Below are 15328 nucleotides of genomic sequence, written 5' to 3' on the forward strand. Positions count from 1 at the left end.
GCGGTTTTTCTTTCGCTTCCTTCTTCACCGGTCCCCGTACATGCATAGAGTCTGGTTCAACAAAACATTTTCCTCGGTCGCCACCGCCATGCGTTTGATACGCGAGGCCGACATCGCCGGCACCGGCGGCCAGCGCCGCTATCACCTGATCTATACCCATCCGAACGAACACGCCGCGGCCTTTCTGGCGGCCGATGAATACGCGGTCGAGCCAAGCGACCTGAAGGGCGAAGACTACCTGGAATGGTGTCTGGCGTTCTGCCGCGAACGCAATATCACGATCTTCTGGCCGGGCCGGGCCGCCGGCAGGATTGCCAGCGCCCGCGCGCGCTTCGAAGCCATCGGCACGCGCGTGCTGAGCGTGGCCACCGAAGAAGTCCTGACACTGATGCATGACAAGGCGCGCTTTTGCGCCGGGCTGGACCTGCCGATGGCGCCGGTGGCCGACACGCGCGCCGTCAACGATATCGCCGAATACGACGCCGCCTACGCCGAGCTGCGCCCGCGCCATGAACGCCTGTGCATCAAGCCGTCCGAATCCGTGTATGGCCTGGGCTTTGCCGTGCTCGATGAACGTTCGAGCGCCGAACTGCTGCTGGCCGGCGCAGCCTATAAAATCAACACGCAGGAATTGCGCGACGGCCTGGCGCGCATGGAAACCTTCAAGACCTTGCTGCTGATGGAATACCTCGATGGCCATGAATACAGCGCCGACTGCGTGGCCGACCACGGCAGCCTGAAGTGCGCGATTCCGCGCAAAAAGCTGCATGCGCCGGGCAGCGGCCAGCTGATCGAACTGCGCGAGGAACTGCTGGCCGCCTGCGAGAAGCTGACGCGCGACTACCAGTTGAATGGCGTGTTCAATATCCAGTTCCGCGAAGGCGCGAACGGCCTGGCGCTGCTGGAGATCAATCCGCGCATGTCGGGCGGCATCGGCATGGCCTGCGCGGCCGGTCCCAATCTGCCGTATATCGCGCTGGCCGGTTTCGACCAGGGCTATGACCAGCTCACGATTCCTCCGATCCGCGAGGGCCTGCGCGTGGCCGAAGCGGGTTATCCGGTGGAACTGCCATGACGCTCGTGCGCCAGACCATGCCGACCGGCGAACTGACCTTGCAGGTCGACGAGGCGCGCTTTGCGCTGGGCGACCTGATCGGCTACGCGGCGCGCGCCAACGCCAAGCGCGGCTTTCTGTTCCTGTCCAAGGTGCTGGGCAAGCACTGGCCCGTCACGCCTGGCGCCATGGAAGCGATCCACGCCGACCTGGCCGCGCAGATCCCTGCCAGCCTGCCAGGCCCGGTGGTGTTTATCGCCATGGCGGAAACCGCCGTCGGTCTCGGCCAGGGCGTGTTCGAAGCCTGGCTGAAAGCCCATCCCGGCAGCGAAGGATTGTTCATCCACAGTTCGCGCTACCGCGTCGGCGAGATCCCCTTCTTTGAATTCGAAGAGTCGCACAGCCACGCGCCGCGCCAGTTCCTGCATCTGTCCGGCACCGCCAGCGGCGTGTTCGCGCGCGCGCGCAGCCTGGTGCTGATCGACGATGAAGCGTCGACCGGCAATACCTTCGCCAACCTGATTGAAGTGTGCCGCGCGCGCTATCGGCAACTGGAACGGCTGCACCTGGGCGTGATCACCAACTTCATGGGCCAGGAGGCCAACGCCGGCTTGAGCGCGCGCTTCGGCCTGCCCACCACCGTCGGCGCAGCGCTGTCCGGCCAATACGCGTTCCGCATGGGTGACACGCCGGCGCCCGTCGCCACCAGCGCCCAGCGTTTCGAGGAACACGCCGAGCGCGGTGCCAGCGACGCCTTTGGCCGCATCGGCATCGACCGCGCCTTGGCGCCGCCGCAAGCGCTGGCCGCGCGGCTGGCGCGTAACATCGGCGACGGTGAATCCGTGCTGGTGCTGGGCACCGGCGAATTCATGCATCCGTCCTTCCTGCTGGGGCGCGAACTGGAAGCGCTGGGCAAGCAAGTGGTGGTGCAGTCGACCACCCGCTCGCCGATCCTGTCATGGGGCGCGGTCGGCCATATCGTGTCATGCGACGATAACTACGGCGAAGGCATCGCCAACTATCTGTACAACGTGGCACCCGGCCAGTACCGCCACGTTTTCATCTGCCATGAAACCCCGGCCAGCCCGGCGCTCATGCAACTCGCCGGCCAGCTCCATGGCCGCCTGTTCCACTTTCAGTCAGAGACCACAATTGAAGAAATTCCTGTTTGTTGACCTGGACGACACACTGTTCCAGACCCCGAAAAAAGTACCTGGCGAGACCGATCTGCAGCCAGCGGCCTACCTGAAAAACGGCGAGGCCTGCTCGTTTACCACGGCGCGCCAGCGCGCGTTTTTCGAATTCGCGCAAAGCGGCATGACCCTGATTCCGGCCACGGCCCGGAATGGCGACGCGTTTCGCCGCGTCGACCTGCCGTTTGCCAGCTACAGCGTGCTCGATTACGGCGGCATCGTGCTGCAGCCGGGCGGCGCAGTCGATACGGGCTGGCTGGCGCTGATGCAGGACGATATGCAGACGGCATTGCCGGGTTTGCGGGACGCCATGCGCATCATCGACGACTTCCAGGTCAAGGCGGGCATGCCGTCGCGCGCGCGCCTGATCGAAGACTACGGCACGCCGTTCTACATCGTCGTCAAAGACCATGAGGCGCGCGGCGAACGCCTGGCCGATATCGAACAGCAGGTGCTGCTGGACTGGATCGCCGGCGAAGGCGCGGACTACTTCATCCACCGCAACGGCAACAACCTGGCCGTGCTGCCCAAGACCCTGAACAAGGCGCGCGCCGTGGCCTATCTGCGCGCGGAACTGGAAGCCGAACATGGCCCGATTTTGAGCTTCGGCATGGGCGACAGCCGCTCGGACGCGCGCTTCATGGCCGCCTGCGACTACGCCATCATCCCCAACGGCACCCAGCTGGCGGCGCTGACGGTGGGCTCCCTATGAACGCCACCGCGCAGCATTTCAGCGGCAGCTACCGCCAGCAAGACGTCGAGTTTCTGCTCACGCCGATGGCCCTGGAGCCGATCCGCGACCTGGCCGAGAAAGAGCGCCTGATCCAGTCCGGCCAGCGCCATTACAGCGAAATGCTGTCGCCCGAGTCCCTGCCCTCGCCGGCCTACCTGGCGCTGTTCCAGAGCGCGTTTGCGGCCAACCGCCTGCAGATGGCGCGCGACTGCCTGCGCCTGGCCGCACTGATCGCGGCGCGCCGCGACGGCGCCATTACGCTGGTGTCGCTGGCGCGCGCCGGCACGCCGGTGGGCGTCATCCTCAAGCACTTGCTGACGCAGGTGTTCCAGCGCGCGTGCACGCATTATTCGGTCTCCATCATCCGCGACCGCGGCATCGACACCAACGCCATACAGCACATCCTCACGCACGGCCATGCGGCGGACTCGATCGTGTTTGTCGACGGCTGGACGGGGAAAGGCGTGATCTCGCGCGAACTGCGCCAGAGCGTCAACGACTACAACGCGCAGCACGGCACCAGCATCGACGGCGGCCTGTTCGTGCTGTCGGACCTGGCCGGCACGGCCGCCTGCGCGGCATCATCCGACGACTATCTGATCCCGTCGAGCATCCTGAACGCCACGGTGTCCGGCCTGGTCAGCCGCTCGGTATTGAATGAAATGGTCGCTCCCGGCGAGTTCCATGGCTGCGTGTATTACGCGCAGTTCGAAGCGCACGACCAGTCGCGCCAGTTCGCCGACGGCCTGGTGGCCGACGCCATCGCAATCGCCGGCAGCAGCGGCATTCCGCTGGCGGTGGCGACCGATGCGCCGGTCATGGCGGCGCGCTCGCAAGCCTATATGGCGCAGGCGCAAAGCGACTACGGCATCACCGACATCAACCTGATCAAGCCCGGCATCGGCGAGGCGACGCGCGTGCTGCTGCGCCGCGTGCCGGAGCGCCTGATTGTGCGCGACACGAATGCGCCGGACGTGGCACATTTGCTGCTTCTGGCACAAGAAAAAGCCATCCCCGTTACCGTACAACCGGCGCTGCCTTACCAGGCGGTCGCCCTTATCAGGAGCGCAGTCGATGGATAACTCCATACACCCACAAAGTGAACACAAGGCGGCACTCGGCGCATCGATGTATGTGCCCACCACGCACAAGGATTTGCTGGCCATCGCCAATGGCGACAAATTCAGCCATTTACGCTCGGTGATCTTTTGCACTGAAGACGCGATCGCCGAGCGCGATCTCAGTTACGCGCTGTTCAACCTGTCGCTGGCGCTGCAGAACATGAGCGAAGCGTCCGACACCCTGCGCTTTGTCCGCGTGCGCAATGTCGACGTCTTGTCGCGCGTGCTGGCCATGCCCGGCGTGGACAAACTGGCCGGCTTCGTGCTGCCCAAATCGACGCGCCACAATTTTGCGTCCTACTTCGAGCAGGTGCGCCACACGCATCACCTGCTGATGCCGACGCTGGAAACGGCCGAAGTATTCGACGACGAAGAGATGAAACTGTTCCGACGCACGCTGGCCGCGCCCGAGGTACGCGCGCGCATCCTGGCACTGCGCATCGGCGGCAACGACCTGCTGGCGCTATTGGGCCTGCGCCGCCCGACCACCGGCACCATCTATCAAACGCCGCTGGGCCAGGTGATCGGCCGCCTGGTCACCATCTTCAAGCCGCACGGCTTCGAGCTCTCGGCGCCCGTGTTCGAGCACCTGACGCAGGACGACTGGCTGGCCGCCGAAGTGGCGCAGGACATGGCGCACGGCATGATCGCCAAGACCGCCATCCACCCGGACCAGGTGCCGCAGATCGAGCGCCACTACCAGGTGGCGCAGTCGGACATCGAACTGGCGCTGCGCATCATCGATCCGGACAGCCCTGCCGTGTTCCGCATGCAGGAATCGATGTGCGAAGTGGCCACCCACAGCAGCTGGGCCCAGCGCGTGATCGAGCAGGCGCGCCTGTTCGGCATCCGCCATGCCGATGGCGCCATCCTGCCTCTCCATCTGAATCCACTCACCAGTGACGAAGGGACTGCACGACCATGACCAATTTCACACGCGGCCAAAAAGGCAAGCTGGCCGACCTGGGCCTGAACGGCCCGTTTGCCGTCACCCTCGACATCGCCTCCGGTTCGATGGAAGTCGATGTCAGCTGCTTTGGCGTCGACGCCAATGGCAAGCTGTCGGACGACCGCTACATGGTCTTCTACAACCAGAAAAGCGCGCCCGACAACGCCGTTTCGGTGGAACTGAACGGCCCGCGCTCGGTGTTCCAGATCGACCTGGCGCGCCTGCCCGCCGCCATCGACAAGCTGGTCTTCACGGCGGCCACCGAGCAAGGCAGCATGCGCGCGCTGGGTTCTTCCAGCCTGGCGCTGGGCCCCGCCGCCACCTTCGCCTTTGCCGGCGTTGATTTCCAGGATGAAAAAGCCGTCATTATCGGCGAGCTGTATCGCCGCGACGGCAGCTGGCGCTTCGGCGCCGTCGGCCAGGGTTTCGCGGGCGGCCTGGGCGCGCTGCTGAAACACTTTGGCGGCAGCGAGGCGGGATCGCCGGCGCCAGCGCCGGCCGCTGTGCCTGCATCGGCCCCAGCGCCAGCCGCGCCGCCGGCCAATAAAATCTCGCTGTCGAAAATCCGCCTGGAAAAGCGCGGCGACAAGATCTCGCTCGACAAGCGCGACAGCGGCGGCTATGGCCGCATCAAGGTCAACCTGAACTGGAACCAGAACGCCGCGCAAGGCCAGGCGCCGGCCTCGAAACTCGACACCGGTTTCCTCGGCAAGCTGTTCGCCAGGCCGGCCGGCCGCGCGGGAGGCATCGACCTCGATATCGGCTGCCTGTTCGAATTGAGCAATGGCAGCAAGAGCGCGGTGCAGGCACTGGGCAACAGCTGGGGCGCGTTCGAGCGTCCGCCCTACATCCACCTGGAAGGCGACGACCGCACGGGCAGCATCAGCAGCGGCGAGAACATCTTTATCAACGGCACCCACTTCGACCAGATCAAGCGCGTGCTGGTGTACGCCTTTATCTACGAGGGCGTGCCCAACTGGGCCGCCACCGATGGCATGGTGACCATCGAAATCCCCGGCCAGCCGACCGTCGAAGTGCGCCTCGACAGCGACAGCCAGCACGCCATGTGCGCGATCGCCATGCTGGAAAACCAGGGCGGCAACCTGCAGGTAACAAAATTGGTGGAATACTTCGGCGGCCAAGGTAAAATCACGGCGCACCAGGCGATGGACGAGCGCTACAATTTCGGCTTGAACTGGAAAGCAGGCCGCAAGGATTAACGCTACCTCTTATAGATAATCACCATGACCCCCACCACCAAAAAAGTCAGCATCGCCTTTGTCATCTTCCTGTTGGCGGGCAGCCTGCTGCTGGCCGCCTATACCTGGCTGGCACTGAGCTTTTCGTATTCGGAAGGCGAACGGGCCGGCCATTTATTGAAATTTTCCAAGCGGGGCTGGGTCTGCAAGACCTGGGAGGGCGAGCTGATGCTGACGGCGCTGCCGGGCACGATACCGGAAAAATTCCAGTTCAGCGTGCGCGACGAAGCGGTGGCAAAGCAGCTGACGGCCGCCGCCGGCAAGCATATCCTGATCAGCTATAACCAGCACAAGGGCGTGCCGACGCAGTGCTTCGGCGAGACCGAATACTATGCCGACAAGGTGGTGCCGAGTCCCTGAGCCGATGTCAGTCTTCCTGACGTGGGCTCCAGACGGTGCCGGTGACGGCATTGGTATGCGTCAGGCGGTCCAGCACTTCGCGCGTCATGTTGGCCGACGTCATCTGCTCGGCCTTGGCGCGGGCGGCCGTCAGCGCGGCTGAAAATTCTCCCTGTTTTTCACGCAGGCTGGCGCGCAGGTCGGCCAGTTCGCGTTCCTGCTGCTGCGCGCGGCGCATTTCCAGTTCCAGCAGCTGCTGCTTGGCCACCGCCATCGCGCGCGTGGTCTCGGCCGCCTTGCGCTGCAGGGCCGCATGGGCCTGTGCGCTGTCGAGCAAGGCTTGCTGGGCTTCGCGCTTTTCCTGGGCCGCCTGGCGCGCGGCGATTTCAGCCTGTTCGCGCAGGCGCATCGCGTCCTGCGCCTGCTGTTCCATCAGCGCACGCGCTTCGGCCGCCGCCGCCGCCTGCTTTTCCGCGTCGAGGCGGCCGGCGATCGCTTTCGAGGCGCGTTCTTCGGCACTCGTCGCCTGGCGCTGCTGCGCCAGCTTTTCATCGATCAGCGCCAGCGACTCGCGTTCGCAGGCGACAAACACGCGTTCCGATTCCAGCAGCGCTTCGGCGGCCTGCGCCTTGTCGCTTTCCACGCGGGCGCGCTCGCCATGCACCAGGCCCAGCTCCACCGCCAGACGCGCCTGCGCCTGCACCGCCTGCGCGGCGGCGGCCTTCTGCTCGCCGTCGACCAGCGCCTGCTCGAGCAAAATGCGGGTGGCGGCAGCTTCCCTGTCGGCCGCGTCCTTCAGAGCCAGTTCCGCGGTCTGCTGCGCGCGCAGCGCCTCCGCCTGCGCCAGCTCGGCGCAGGTGCGCTCTTCGGTGGCCTGCAAGGCCAGCGTTTCCGCGTCCAGCCTGGCCTTCAGCGCGGCGATGGCGGCTTGTTCCGCCCTGACGGTTGCCTGCTCCTGCGCCGCCAGGCGTTCTGCCTGCCGCGCTTTTTCTTCAGCCAGTTCGGCTGCCTGGCGCTGCGCCGCCAGTTGTTCCTGCGCGCTTGCCAGCGCCGCTTGCCCGGCGGCGTTCTCGCGTTCGGCCAGCTCGCTGGCCGCCTGCGCCGCCAGTGCGCGTTCCCGGGCCAGGCGTGACGCTTCTTGCTGCGCTTCGAGTTCGCGCGCCGCCGCCAGGCTGGCGTCGTGTTCGGCCGCTTCGCGTGCACGGGTTTCCTGCAGCGCCGCCGCTTCCGCCTCCATGCGCGCGTGGCCGGCGATTTCAGCGTCCTGCTCGGCGGCGATGCGGGCCAGCGCCACGGCGCGCAGCTGGCGGTCCACTTCGATGCGCGCCTCGGTGGCGGCCAGGATGCGCACGTCGGCGTCGCGGCGCGCCTGGGCGCTGGCGGCGGCCACCATTTCCAGCCGTTCGCGGTGGATCGCCGCGTCGCGCAGTTCTTTTTCCGTCTGCAGGCGCAAATGCAGCGATTGCGCCGCATGGCGTTCCGATTCGGCCTGGGCCAGCGCGATCGCTTCGCGTTCCTGTTCCAGGTGGGCCAGCGCGCGCGCCTCTTCCAGCGCCCGCACTTCGGCGGCGGCGCGGTTGAAGGCCGATTCGAGCGCGATCTGGTCGGCGCGCTCGCGCTGCACCGTCAGTTCCAGCGCCTCGCTTTCCGCTTCGGCCAGCATTTGCGCCGTCTTGCGCGCCCCATGGGCATGGCGCTCGCGCTCGCGCGCCATCACGGCGACCCTGGCGTCGGCCGAGGCGATGCCGACCATTTCCTCCTTGGCCGCCTGCACGGCGGCGACACGTTCGACCGCCTGCAAGCGCGCCTGTTCGGTTTGTACCTGCAACTCTTCGGCGGCGCGCGCAGCCTGTTCGGCCAGTTCCGACTGCACCGCCACCTGTTCGCTGGCGCGCAGGCGGTTTTCCTGCTCGGCGCGCGTGCGCTGTTCGGCGGCCAGGCGGATTTCATTGTCCGCTTCCACGCGGGCGCGCAGTTCAGCCGTTTCCAGCTTGACCGCTTCCAGACGGGCCACGCTCGCTTGCGCTGCGGCGCGCATGGTTTCCAGCCGGTCGCGGTTGGCGGCGATGGCCTCTTCGGCCGCTTGCGCGCTTTGCTGGGCGGCGGCGGTGGCGGCGGCGTCGATGGCGGCGCGGTCTTCGGCCAGCGAGCGCACGCGCGCCTCGGCCAGGGCCCGGCTTTCGGCGGCGCAGGTGGCCTTGGCTTCCGCTTCAACCCTGGCGATGGCTTCGTGGATGGCTTTCAGTTCCATCTGCTGGCGCCCGCCAGCCGCTTCCGGGATGTCGCCCTCGCCATCGCTTTCTGGCGCAGGCGACACCGGCACGGCCTTGGCCTGGGCCACGGGCGTGCCGGCCGCCGGGTCGAGGTCCTGGAAATCATGCAGCGAGACGATGCTGTCCTGGTCGAACTCGTCGTCGTTGAGGGCGGCGGCTTGCTGATTGTGCTGTGCTGGCATGCGGGTATGCATAATTTCTCGCGTATCGGGTGAAGTGCAAATTCCTGTTGGAATTATTACCACCATTATCGGGTCTGCGGCCAGGCATCAGCGCGCCAAGCAGAGGCCTGTTTACCGTGCTTTTCGTGCCTTAGCTCAGATAGGCCACAGCGGCGCTTCGTCCATGAGAGCGACCTGTTCGCGCAATTCGAGTATGCGGTCCTGCCAGTAACGTTGCGTGTTAAACCACGGGAAGGCCACCGGAAAGGCCGGATCGTCCCAGCGGCGCGCCAGCCAGGCCGAATAATGGATCAGCCGCAGGGTGCGCAGCGCCTCGACCAGGTACAGCTGGCGCGGCTCGAAATCGCAAAAGTCCTCATAGCCGGCCAGGATGTCGCTCATCTGGCGCACCTGGTCGGCGCGCTCGCCCGACAGCATCATCCACAGGTCCTGGATGGCCGGGCCCATGCGGCTGTCGTCGAAGTCGACGAAATGCGGGCCGGCGTCGGTCCACAGCACATTGCCGCCATGGCAATCGCCATGCGTGCGCAGCAGGCTCACGTCGCCGGCGCGGTCGTAGCAGCGCCTGACGCCGTCGAGCGCCTGCTGCGCCACGCTGGAGTACGCGGCCACCAGTTCGGGCGGCAGGAAGCCGCCCGCCAACAAGAATTCGCGCGGCTCGACGCCAAAGGTGTGCGGATCGAGCACCGGACGCTCCAGGTAGGCCGACAAGGCGCCGACGGCGTGGATGCGGCCAATAAAGCGCCCGGTCCACTCCAGGGTGGCCGGGTCGTCGAGCTCGGGCGCGCGCCCGCCATGGCGGGGAAACACGGCAAAGCGGAAGCCCTGGTGCTGGTGCAGCGTGCCGCCGTTGATCTCCAGCGCCGGCACCACCTGGATTTCACGCTCGACCAGTTCCGACACGAACGCGTGCTCTTCGAGGATGGCGGCGTCGCTCCAGCGCCCGGGGCGGTAGAACTTGACCACCAGCGGCGCGCTGTCCTCGATGCCGACCTGGTAGACCCGGTTTTCATAGCTGTTCAGGGCCAGCAGGCGGCCATCGCCGTACAGGCCAACGCTGTCCAGAGCGTCAAGCACGCAATCGGGGCTCAGTGCGGAATAAGGGTGGACGGGCCTGTCGTCCTGCTGCGGCGGGTTTTCGTTGTGCATAAGCGCCATTGTACGGCGCACCAGGGCGCGCCGCATAAACACTTCGGCGGCGCGGCCCGGCAAGGCGTATACTGTCCGCTTACATTCAATAAAGAGCAAGCCATGCAACTCGAACAGCCATTATCAGAAAAAGAATTTGACGAACTAGACCAATTCCTGTTGTCGGACCGGTGCTCCGAAGACGCGATGACCATGGATATGCTGCACGGCTATCTGACGGCCGTGGCCATCGGTCCGGAACCGATCATGCCGGCCGAGTGGTTGCCGCGCGTGTGGGGCGAAGACATCAAGGACGCACCCAAGTTCAAGAACAGCAAGGAAGAAGAACGCATCGTCAACCTGATCATGCGCTTCATGAACGAAGTGCTGGTGACGTTCGAAGTGGCGCCGAAGGAATTCGAGCCGCTGTTCGTCGAGCACGAGCATGAAGGCCAGACCCTGATCGACGCCGAAGCCTGGTGCTGGGGCTTCTGGGACGGCATGGAGTTGCGCGAAGGTTCATGGAACGAGATCTGGGACTCGGAAGTGGGCGAGCTGATGCAGCCGGTCTACCTGCTGGGCGCCGACGAGATCGAGGAAGAAGAACTGAAACTGGTGGAAGACCCGGTCAAGGCGCACAAGCTGGCGCAGGAACTGGAAGCAAACCTGCCGGCGATTCACCGTTTCTGGGTGCCGCGCCGCAAGCCGGCCGTGCAGACGATCAAACGCGAAGAGCCGAAAGTGGGCCGCAACGACGACTGCCCTTGCGGCAGCGGCAAGAAGTACAAGAAGTGCTGCGGCGCCGAGGCGGGAGCCGAGCCGGCGGCCGAGTAATCCTTCACCCCGCCTGGAAGCCGCCAGCGCCAAAGCGCACGCTGGCGTCCAGGCCGGCAATATCCTCGCTGGCCGCGCGTTTGCGGTTGCGCAGCGACAGTTGTGCGCCAATCGCGTCGGCGATTTCGGCACAGATCGTCAGTCCCAAGCCACCGCCCTGGGAGCTGTGACAGCCGGAAAACGGCTTGAAGACGCGCATTTCCTGCTGCTCGGCGTGGTCTGCCCGCATGTCGACCGCCAGCGCCAGCCGCAACAGGCGGTCAGCCTGGGCATGCACGGACGCGGCGTGTCGATCGTCCTGAACTGAGGCCCGGCCGCCTGCGCGGCCTGCCGTCAACGGGTCGAGGGCGGCGGTTTTACCGCCTGGGACAGGGATGCCTGGCATGCCGGCCCGGGTTCGGTACGGCGCGCCTTGACGACGGCCTCGCCGGCGCTGGCCGCCATCTTTTTCAGCGCGATGCGGCGCGCCACGCTGGCGGCGATCATGCGGCGCATAATTGGCCCTCCCGCAGCGTGTTGTCGACAATCTGGCGCCATGCGCACAGTTCCTGCTTGCCCGGCTTGCGCTCGCCAAAGAACATGACGATGGTGTCGCCCTTGGCGTCGAACAGCTCGACGGACGTGACCAGGCCATCGATGGTGGGCTGTTTCACCACCCAGGCGCTGGCCACATGGTCCTCGCGCAAATGCAGGCTGAAGCGCGGATCGAGGATATTGATCCACGGCCCCGCAACCAGAATCTTGTGCACCGGACCCGAGTGGATCTGGATCATGCCGGCATTGCCCACAAAGGCCATGATGGCGACTTGTTCGCGCGCCGCCTCATTGAGCAGGTCGAGCACGCACGACACGTCGAGTTGCTGCACGAAGCGCGGCTCGGCCAGGCGCAGAGCCTGCAGGCGCGAGACCGCATATTGTTTCAGCAACGCGAAAAAATCATGGCTGTCGCGCAGGTCCGCCCAGCCGGCGCGCAAGCCGGCCACGTCGATCCGCGCGTCGGGCAGTTCGGCCGCCGGGGCGGGTAGCGCCGTCACGTTCATGCACGGCTCCTGGTCATCGTCGGCAAAGCGCGTCACCAGCGCCTCCCAGGCGGCCAGATCGCTGTGCGCCTGCAAAAAGATCTTGTGCACGACATGGCCGGCGGCGTCGAAAAACTGCAGGCTGCGCCGCACCGTGTTTTCCTTCAGCTCGCGCACGGCAAAACCATGCGCCCACTGGCGGTAGAACACGCGCAGGTCGATCTCGCCACCGAGCACCAGGCCCACCTGGTGATTGTGGCTGGCCCGGCGGTAGACACCGGTTTTTTCATGCACGCAGCAGGCGTTGCGCGTCAGCGCCAGCAGCTCGCCCACCGGTTCGAGCGCGGCGATGATGGCCGGCCATTGGTGCTGCAGGCGCTCGGCGCCCAGCCACGCGCCGTCGTCGAGCGACAGGCCGGCATGCGCGGCGATCAGCTCGCCTTCGCTGATCTGCAGCTGCTGCGCGATATCACGGTGGCGCGCATTTTTCTCGCGGCGCAGGCGCGCGAATTGTTCGGCGATCTCGATGCTGCGGGATGGGGACGTGGTCGGCACGGTGGTCTCCTTTCAAGGCGAACACTGGCTGGCGGCAAGCTGGCTGGTGGGGAATGGTGAATCAATTATAAATGCGAATCATTCTCGATTGAAGATTTATTTATACCGTGCCCGCACAAAAAATAGCCGCGTCAGAATAGTGACGTCGAGTTATCGCCCCACGCCACCGGAACACCAGAACACCGGCAAAACGATTAAAGCCTGAATCACCCGCACAGGCATTCCGCCATTTTCAAAGTCAGGCGCTGGCCTGCGCGCCCGGCATAAGGGCGGGCTTGGCCGCCGGCTTGTACGCCAGCAATACTACCGCCGCCAGCACCATGGCGCCGCCCAGCAGTTGCGTGCCGCTGATCTTTTCGCCGAGCATGCCCACGCCAAACGCCATGGTGATCACCGGCTCGAAGGTGGAAATGATGGACGCGCGCGCCGCGCCGATCTGCGCCACGCCGGCAAAAAAGGCCGCGATCGCAATTGCCGTGGAAAACAGGGCAATCGCCGCCACCGCCAGCCAGCCGGTGGCCGTACCCGGCAAGGATACGCCCTGCCACACGGCAATGGCGCTGTTGGCCAGGCCGGCCGTGCCCAGGATGACCACGCAGGCGGCCAGCGGGTGGATGATGACCGCGTTTTTCGACAGGCTGTTGCCAAACAGGATATACACCGCATACACGCCGGCGGCCATCAGCGCCAGCGCGATGCCGATCGGCTGGCCCTGCAGCTTGCCGCCGAGAGTGACGGCCATGCCGGCAATGGCCAGCAGCATCAGCACCAGCATGCGGCGGTCCAGCTTTTCCCAGCCCAGCGCCAGCGCCAGGATCGTCACCAGCACCGGATAGGCATACAGCAGCATGGCGCAGAGGCCGCTGCTGGCATACAGCAAGGCATTGAAATAGCCTTGCGACTGGGCCGTGTACATCAGCCCCATCAGCATATAGCCGGCCAGCAGGCGGCCGCGCGGCAGGCGCCAGCCACCCAGCCACACCAGCGGCAACAACAGCATGGCGGCGATCACGAAGCGCAGCGCGAGCATGGTCGACGGGTTGACGCCGGACGCATAAGCGGCCTTGGCAAAGACTGCGGAACTGCCGAAACCGGCGGCCGACAACAACACCAGCGCAACCGCGCGGCGATCAGACATGACTTACCTCTTCAGATATTGAAAACCGGGCCTCGGGCTGGCCTGGCAAAGCGTCGCACATGCATCAATGAATTTGCGGGCGCAATGGATGCATGCTCGCTATCATAGGGGCTTGCGCGAAATGAAACAAAGCAATAGTATTTACCGATAGACTCAATTTAATTCAGGCTCATATGTCCCGCTCCCTGCCCCCGCTGGCCGCCCTGCATGCATTTGAAGCGGCCGCCCGCCATGAAGGCTTCCAGCGCGCCGGCGAAGAACTGCATGTCTCGGCCGGCGCCATCGGCCACCACGTCAAGCAACTGGAAAGCTGGCTGGGCCTGATACTGTTCCAGCGCCTGCCGCGCGGCGTGGTATTGACCAGCGCCGGCCAGCGCTATGCGGCGGCGCTCACCCCCATCCTGCACCAGCTGGCCGAGGTATCGGACGCGGCGCGGCGCCAGGGCGACGACAAGGTGGTGACGGTGACGGCCACCAGTTCGCTGGTGTCGCGCTGGCTGATGCCGCGCCTGGGCCGGCTGCGCGACCGCCACCCGCAGATCGAACTGCGCGTGCTGGCCTCGATGCACCCGGTGGACCTGGCGCGCGACGGCGTCGACGTGGCGATACGGCTGGGCCCGGGCCGCTATCCGGGCCTGAAAGTGGACTTGCTGATGGAAGAACGCTTTTCGGCCGTCTGCAGCCCCGGCTTTCGCGCCAGCGCCGCCAAGCTGCGCCTGCCTGCCGACCTGCTGCGCTACCCGCTGCTGCACGACGAACCGGAGGTGCACCTGCCCGGCGAAATCGACTGGGGCCGCTGGCTGCACAGCTGCGGCGTAGCGTACAGCGGCAACAGCGGCGCGCGCTTTTCGCACACGTATCTATGCCTGGACGCGGCCGCCAGCGGCCAGGGCGTGGCGATCGCCGCCAGCCCGCTGATCGGCGACGACCTGCGTTCGGGCCGGCTGGTGCGCCTGTTCGACCACCAGGTGCTGGGACCTCATTGCTACTACCTGCTGCGCTCGCCCCAGGCCGAAACGCGCCCGCTGGTGCATGCGTTTTGCGAATGGCTGATCGCCGAGGCGCGGGCCGACCAGGAAACCGTCTGGCCCGAGGTCGCGCCATGAGCACGCAGATACTGGCGCAGAGCGGCCGTTACCGCATCGAGCATGAATATGAATCGGCCTCGGTGGTGGTGCCCGGTGGCGCGAGGATGGTCATCGGCGCATTCTATGGCGATCCGGCGGCCGCGCTGATCGATGCCGATGAACGCTGGTGCGCGGTGGCCGGCGAAGGGCTGATCGTGCGCAGCCTGGCGCCTGGTGGCGCTTGCGTCGAATACTTCCGGCAGGCCGATGCTACCGTGTGGATCACCGGCTTGCGGCAAACGGGGCCGTTTGCGCTGGAACTGCAGTGCGAGGATGGCACGGTGCACGTACTCGACTTCGGCGCGGCCTGCATGTCGGCTTACGCGCTGGCGCGCTAAGCCGACCTACGTAATACTGCCGCACAGCTTGGTAGGTCGGATTAGCGGCGAAGCCGCGTAATCCGACAACACCTACCGCACAGCTT

The 15328-nt window shown here is 65.6% G+C and carries 17 protein-coding genes; 11 read left to right on the forward strand and 6 right to left on the reverse strand.

What is annotated here, in order from left to right; all coding sequences use genetic code 11:
• The first annotated feature begins 40 nt into the window (after positions 1-40).
• Genes ASR47_RS03040 through ASR47_RS03070 form a run of 7 tightly spaced genes read left to right on the forward strand, consistent with a single transcriptional unit; the run spans position 41 to position 6669 of the window.
• Positions 41-1075, forward strand: a complete 1035-nt coding sequence (locus tag ASR47_RS03040; RefSeq protein ID WP_065306293.1) for an ATP-grasp domain-containing protein — start codon at positions 41-43, stop codon at positions 1073-1075.
• Positions 1072-2229, forward strand: a complete 1158-nt coding sequence (locus ASR47_RS03045) for a phosphoribosyltransferase domain-containing protein (protein ID WP_065306294.1) — start codon at positions 1072-1074, stop codon at positions 2227-2229. The genes ASR47_RS03040 and ASR47_RS03045 overlap by 4 nt, the downstream gene beginning before the upstream one ends.
• Positions 2207-2959 (forward strand): HAD family hydrolase, encoded by a 753-nt coding sequence (locus ASR47_RS03050; protein WP_065306295.1) that lies wholly within the window; start codon positions 2207-2209, stop codon positions 2957-2959. The genes ASR47_RS03045 and ASR47_RS03050 overlap by 23 nt, the downstream gene beginning before the upstream one ends.
• On the forward strand, positions 2956-4062 hold the full coding sequence (locus tag ASR47_RS03055) for a cysteine protease StiP family protein (protein ID WP_065306296.1): 1107 nt from the start codon (positions 2956-2958) through the stop codon (positions 4060-4062). Before ASR47_RS03050 ends, ASR47_RS03055 begins: the two co-directional genes overlap by 4 nt.
• A complete protein-coding gene (locus tag ASR47_RS03060) occupies positions 4055-5026 on the forward strand; it encodes an HpcH/HpaI aldolase/citrate lyase family protein (protein ID WP_065306297.1) in 972 nt (323 codons plus the stop codon). The genes ASR47_RS03055 and ASR47_RS03060 overlap by 8 nt, the downstream gene beginning before the upstream one ends.
• Positions 5023-6270, forward strand: coding sequence for a TerD family protein (locus ASR47_RS03065; protein ID WP_065306298.1), 1248 nt, complete (start codon positions 5023-5025; stop codon positions 6268-6270). Before ASR47_RS03060 ends, ASR47_RS03065 begins: the two co-directional genes overlap by 4 nt.
• 24 nt (positions 6271-6294) lie before the next feature.
• Positions 6295-6669 carry a hypothetical protein gene (locus ASR47_RS03070; protein ID WP_065306299.1) on the forward strand — a complete coding sequence of 125 codons (375 nt, stop codon included), beginning with the start codon at positions 6295-6297 and terminating at the stop codon, positions 6667-6669.
• Positions 6670-6676: 7 nt separating this feature from the next.
• Here the strand turns inward: ASR47_RS03070 and ASR47_RS03075 are convergent, their stop codons facing one another.
• Together ASR47_RS03075 and ASR47_RS03080 are read right to left on the reverse strand one after the other, a co-directional pair.
• The gene (locus ASR47_RS03075; RefSeq protein WP_065306328.1) at positions 6677-9103 is read right to left on the reverse strand and encodes a coiled-coil domain-containing protein; all 2427 of its coding nucleotides are present in this window, start codon (positions 9101-9103) and stop codon (positions 6677-6679) included.
• A gap of 135 nt (positions 9104-9238) precedes the next feature.
• Complete coding sequence (locus tag ASR47_RS03080; RefSeq protein WP_150127666.1) at positions 9239-10252, reverse strand: serine/threonine protein kinase; 1014 nt, start codon at positions 10250-10252, stop codon at positions 9239-9241.
• 102 nt (positions 10253-10354) lie between these two features.
• Between ASR47_RS03080 and ASR47_RS03085 the strand changes: the two genes are divergently transcribed.
• Positions 10355-11065, forward strand: coding sequence for a UPF0149 family protein (locus ASR47_RS03085; RefSeq protein ID WP_065306300.1), 711 nt, complete (start codon positions 10355-10357; stop codon positions 11063-11065).
• 4 nt (positions 11066-11069) lie between these two features.
• On the opposite strand, the gene ASR47_RS27330 is transcribed toward ASR47_RS03085, so the two are convergent.
• Complete coding sequence (locus ASR47_RS27330; protein ID WP_171898879.1) at positions 11070-11213, reverse strand: hypothetical protein; 144 nt, start codon at positions 11211-11213, stop codon at positions 11070-11072.
• 18 nt (positions 11214-11231) lie between these two features.
• On the opposite strand from ASR47_RS27330, the gene ASR47_RS27335 reads away from it, so the two are divergent.
• Complete coding sequence (locus tag ASR47_RS27335) at positions 11232-11372, forward strand: hypothetical protein (protein WP_171898880.1); 141 nt, start codon at positions 11232-11234, stop codon at positions 11370-11372.
• Positions 11373-11398: 26 nt separating this feature from the next.
• On the opposite strand, the gene ASR47_RS27340 is transcribed toward ASR47_RS27335, so the two are convergent.
• The 3 genes from ASR47_RS27340 to ASR47_RS03100 all read right to left on the reverse strand — a co-directional run bounded on the left by ASR47_RS27340 (position 11399) and on the right by ASR47_RS03100 (position 13777).
• On the reverse strand, positions 11399-11560 hold the full coding sequence (locus ASR47_RS27340; protein ID WP_171898881.1) for a hypothetical protein: 162 nt from the start codon (positions 11558-11560) through the stop codon (positions 11399-11401).
• On the reverse strand, positions 11548-12639 hold the full coding sequence (locus ASR47_RS03095) for a hemin-degrading factor (RefSeq protein WP_065306302.1): 1092 nt from the start codon (positions 12637-12639) through the stop codon (positions 11548-11550). The genes ASR47_RS27340 and ASR47_RS03095 overlap by 13 nt, the downstream gene beginning before the upstream one ends.
• 238 nt (positions 12640-12877) lie before the next feature.
• Complete coding sequence (locus ASR47_RS03100; RefSeq protein WP_065306303.1) at positions 12878-13777, reverse strand: DMT family transporter; 900 nt, start codon at positions 13775-13777, stop codon at positions 12878-12880.
• A gap of 173 nt (positions 13778-13950) precedes the next feature.
• Here ASR47_RS03100 and gcvA point away from each other — a divergent pair, with 173 nt between their 5' ends.
• Positions 13951-14883 carry a transcriptional regulator GcvA gene (gcvA, locus tag ASR47_RS03105; RefSeq protein ID WP_065306304.1) on the forward strand — a complete coding sequence of 311 codons (933 nt, stop codon included), beginning with the start codon at positions 13951-13953 and terminating at the stop codon, positions 14881-14883.
• Complete coding sequence (locus ASR47_RS03110) at positions 14880-15242, forward strand: hypothetical protein (RefSeq protein ID WP_065306305.1); 363 nt, start codon at positions 14880-14882, stop codon at positions 15240-15242. Before gcvA ends, ASR47_RS03110 begins: the two co-directional genes overlap by 4 nt.
• The last annotated feature ends 86 nt before the right edge of the window (positions 15243-15328 follow it).

Source organism: Janthinobacterium psychrotolerans (assembly GCF_001677885.1).
In the GTDB taxonomy this organism is placed as follows: domain Bacteria; phylum Pseudomonadota; class Gammaproteobacteria; order Burkholderiales; family Burkholderiaceae_D; genus Janthinobacterium; species Janthinobacterium psychrotolerans.

What these genes read in the sequence shown, in the direction of transcription:
- ASR47_RS03040 (WP_065306293.1), top strand. Translation starts at nt 41, where the DNA reads ATGCATAGAGTCTGGTTCAACAAAACATTTTCCTCGGTCGCCACCGCC.
- ASR47_RS03045 (WP_065306294.1), top strand. Translation starts at nt 1,072, where the DNA reads ATGACGCTCGTGCGCCAGACCATGCCGACCGGCGAACTGACCTTGCAG.
- ASR47_RS03055 (WP_065306296.1), top strand. Translation starts at nt 2,956, where the DNA reads ATGAACGCCACCGCGCAGCATTTCAGCGGCAGCTACCGCCAGCAAGAC.
- ASR47_RS03060 (WP_065306297.1), top strand. Translation starts at nt 4,055, where the DNA reads ATGGATAACTCCATACACCCACAAAGTGAACACAAGGCGGCACTCGGC.
- ASR47_RS03065 (WP_065306298.1), top strand. Translation starts at nt 5,023, where the DNA reads ATGACCAATTTCACACGCGGCCAAAAAGGCAAGCTGGCCGACCTGGGC.
- ASR47_RS03070 (WP_065306299.1), top strand. Translation starts at nt 6,295, where the DNA reads ATGACCCCCACCACCAAAAAAGTCAGCATCGCCTTTGTCATCTTCCTG.
- ASR47_RS03075 (WP_065306328.1), bottom strand. Translation starts at nt 9,103, where the DNA reads ATGCCAGCACAGCACAATCAGCAAGCCGCCGCCCTCAACGACGACGAG.
- ASR47_RS03080 (WP_150127666.1), bottom strand. Translation starts at nt 10,252, where the DNA reads ATGCACAACGAAAACCCGCCGCAGCAGGACGACAGGCCCGTCCACCCT.
- ASR47_RS03085 (WP_065306300.1), top strand. Translation starts at nt 10,355, where the DNA reads ATGCAACTCGAACAGCCATTATCAGAAAAAGAATTTGACGAACTAGAC.
- ASR47_RS27340 (WP_171898881.1), bottom strand. Translation starts at nt 11,560, where the DNA reads ATGCGCCGCATGATCGCCGCCAGCGTGGCGCGCCGCATCGCGCTGAAA.
- ASR47_RS03100 (WP_065306303.1), bottom strand. Translation starts at nt 13,777, where the DNA reads ATGTCTGATCGCCGCGCGGTTGCGCTGGTGTTGTTGTCGGCCGCCGGT.
- gcvA (WP_065306304.1), top strand. Translation starts at nt 13,951, where the DNA reads ATGTCCCGCTCCCTGCCCCCGCTGGCCGCCCTGCATGCATTTGAAGCG.
- ASR47_RS03110 (WP_065306305.1), top strand. Translation starts at nt 14,880, where the DNA reads ATGAGCACGCAGATACTGGCGCAGAGCGGCCGTTACCGCATCGAGCAT.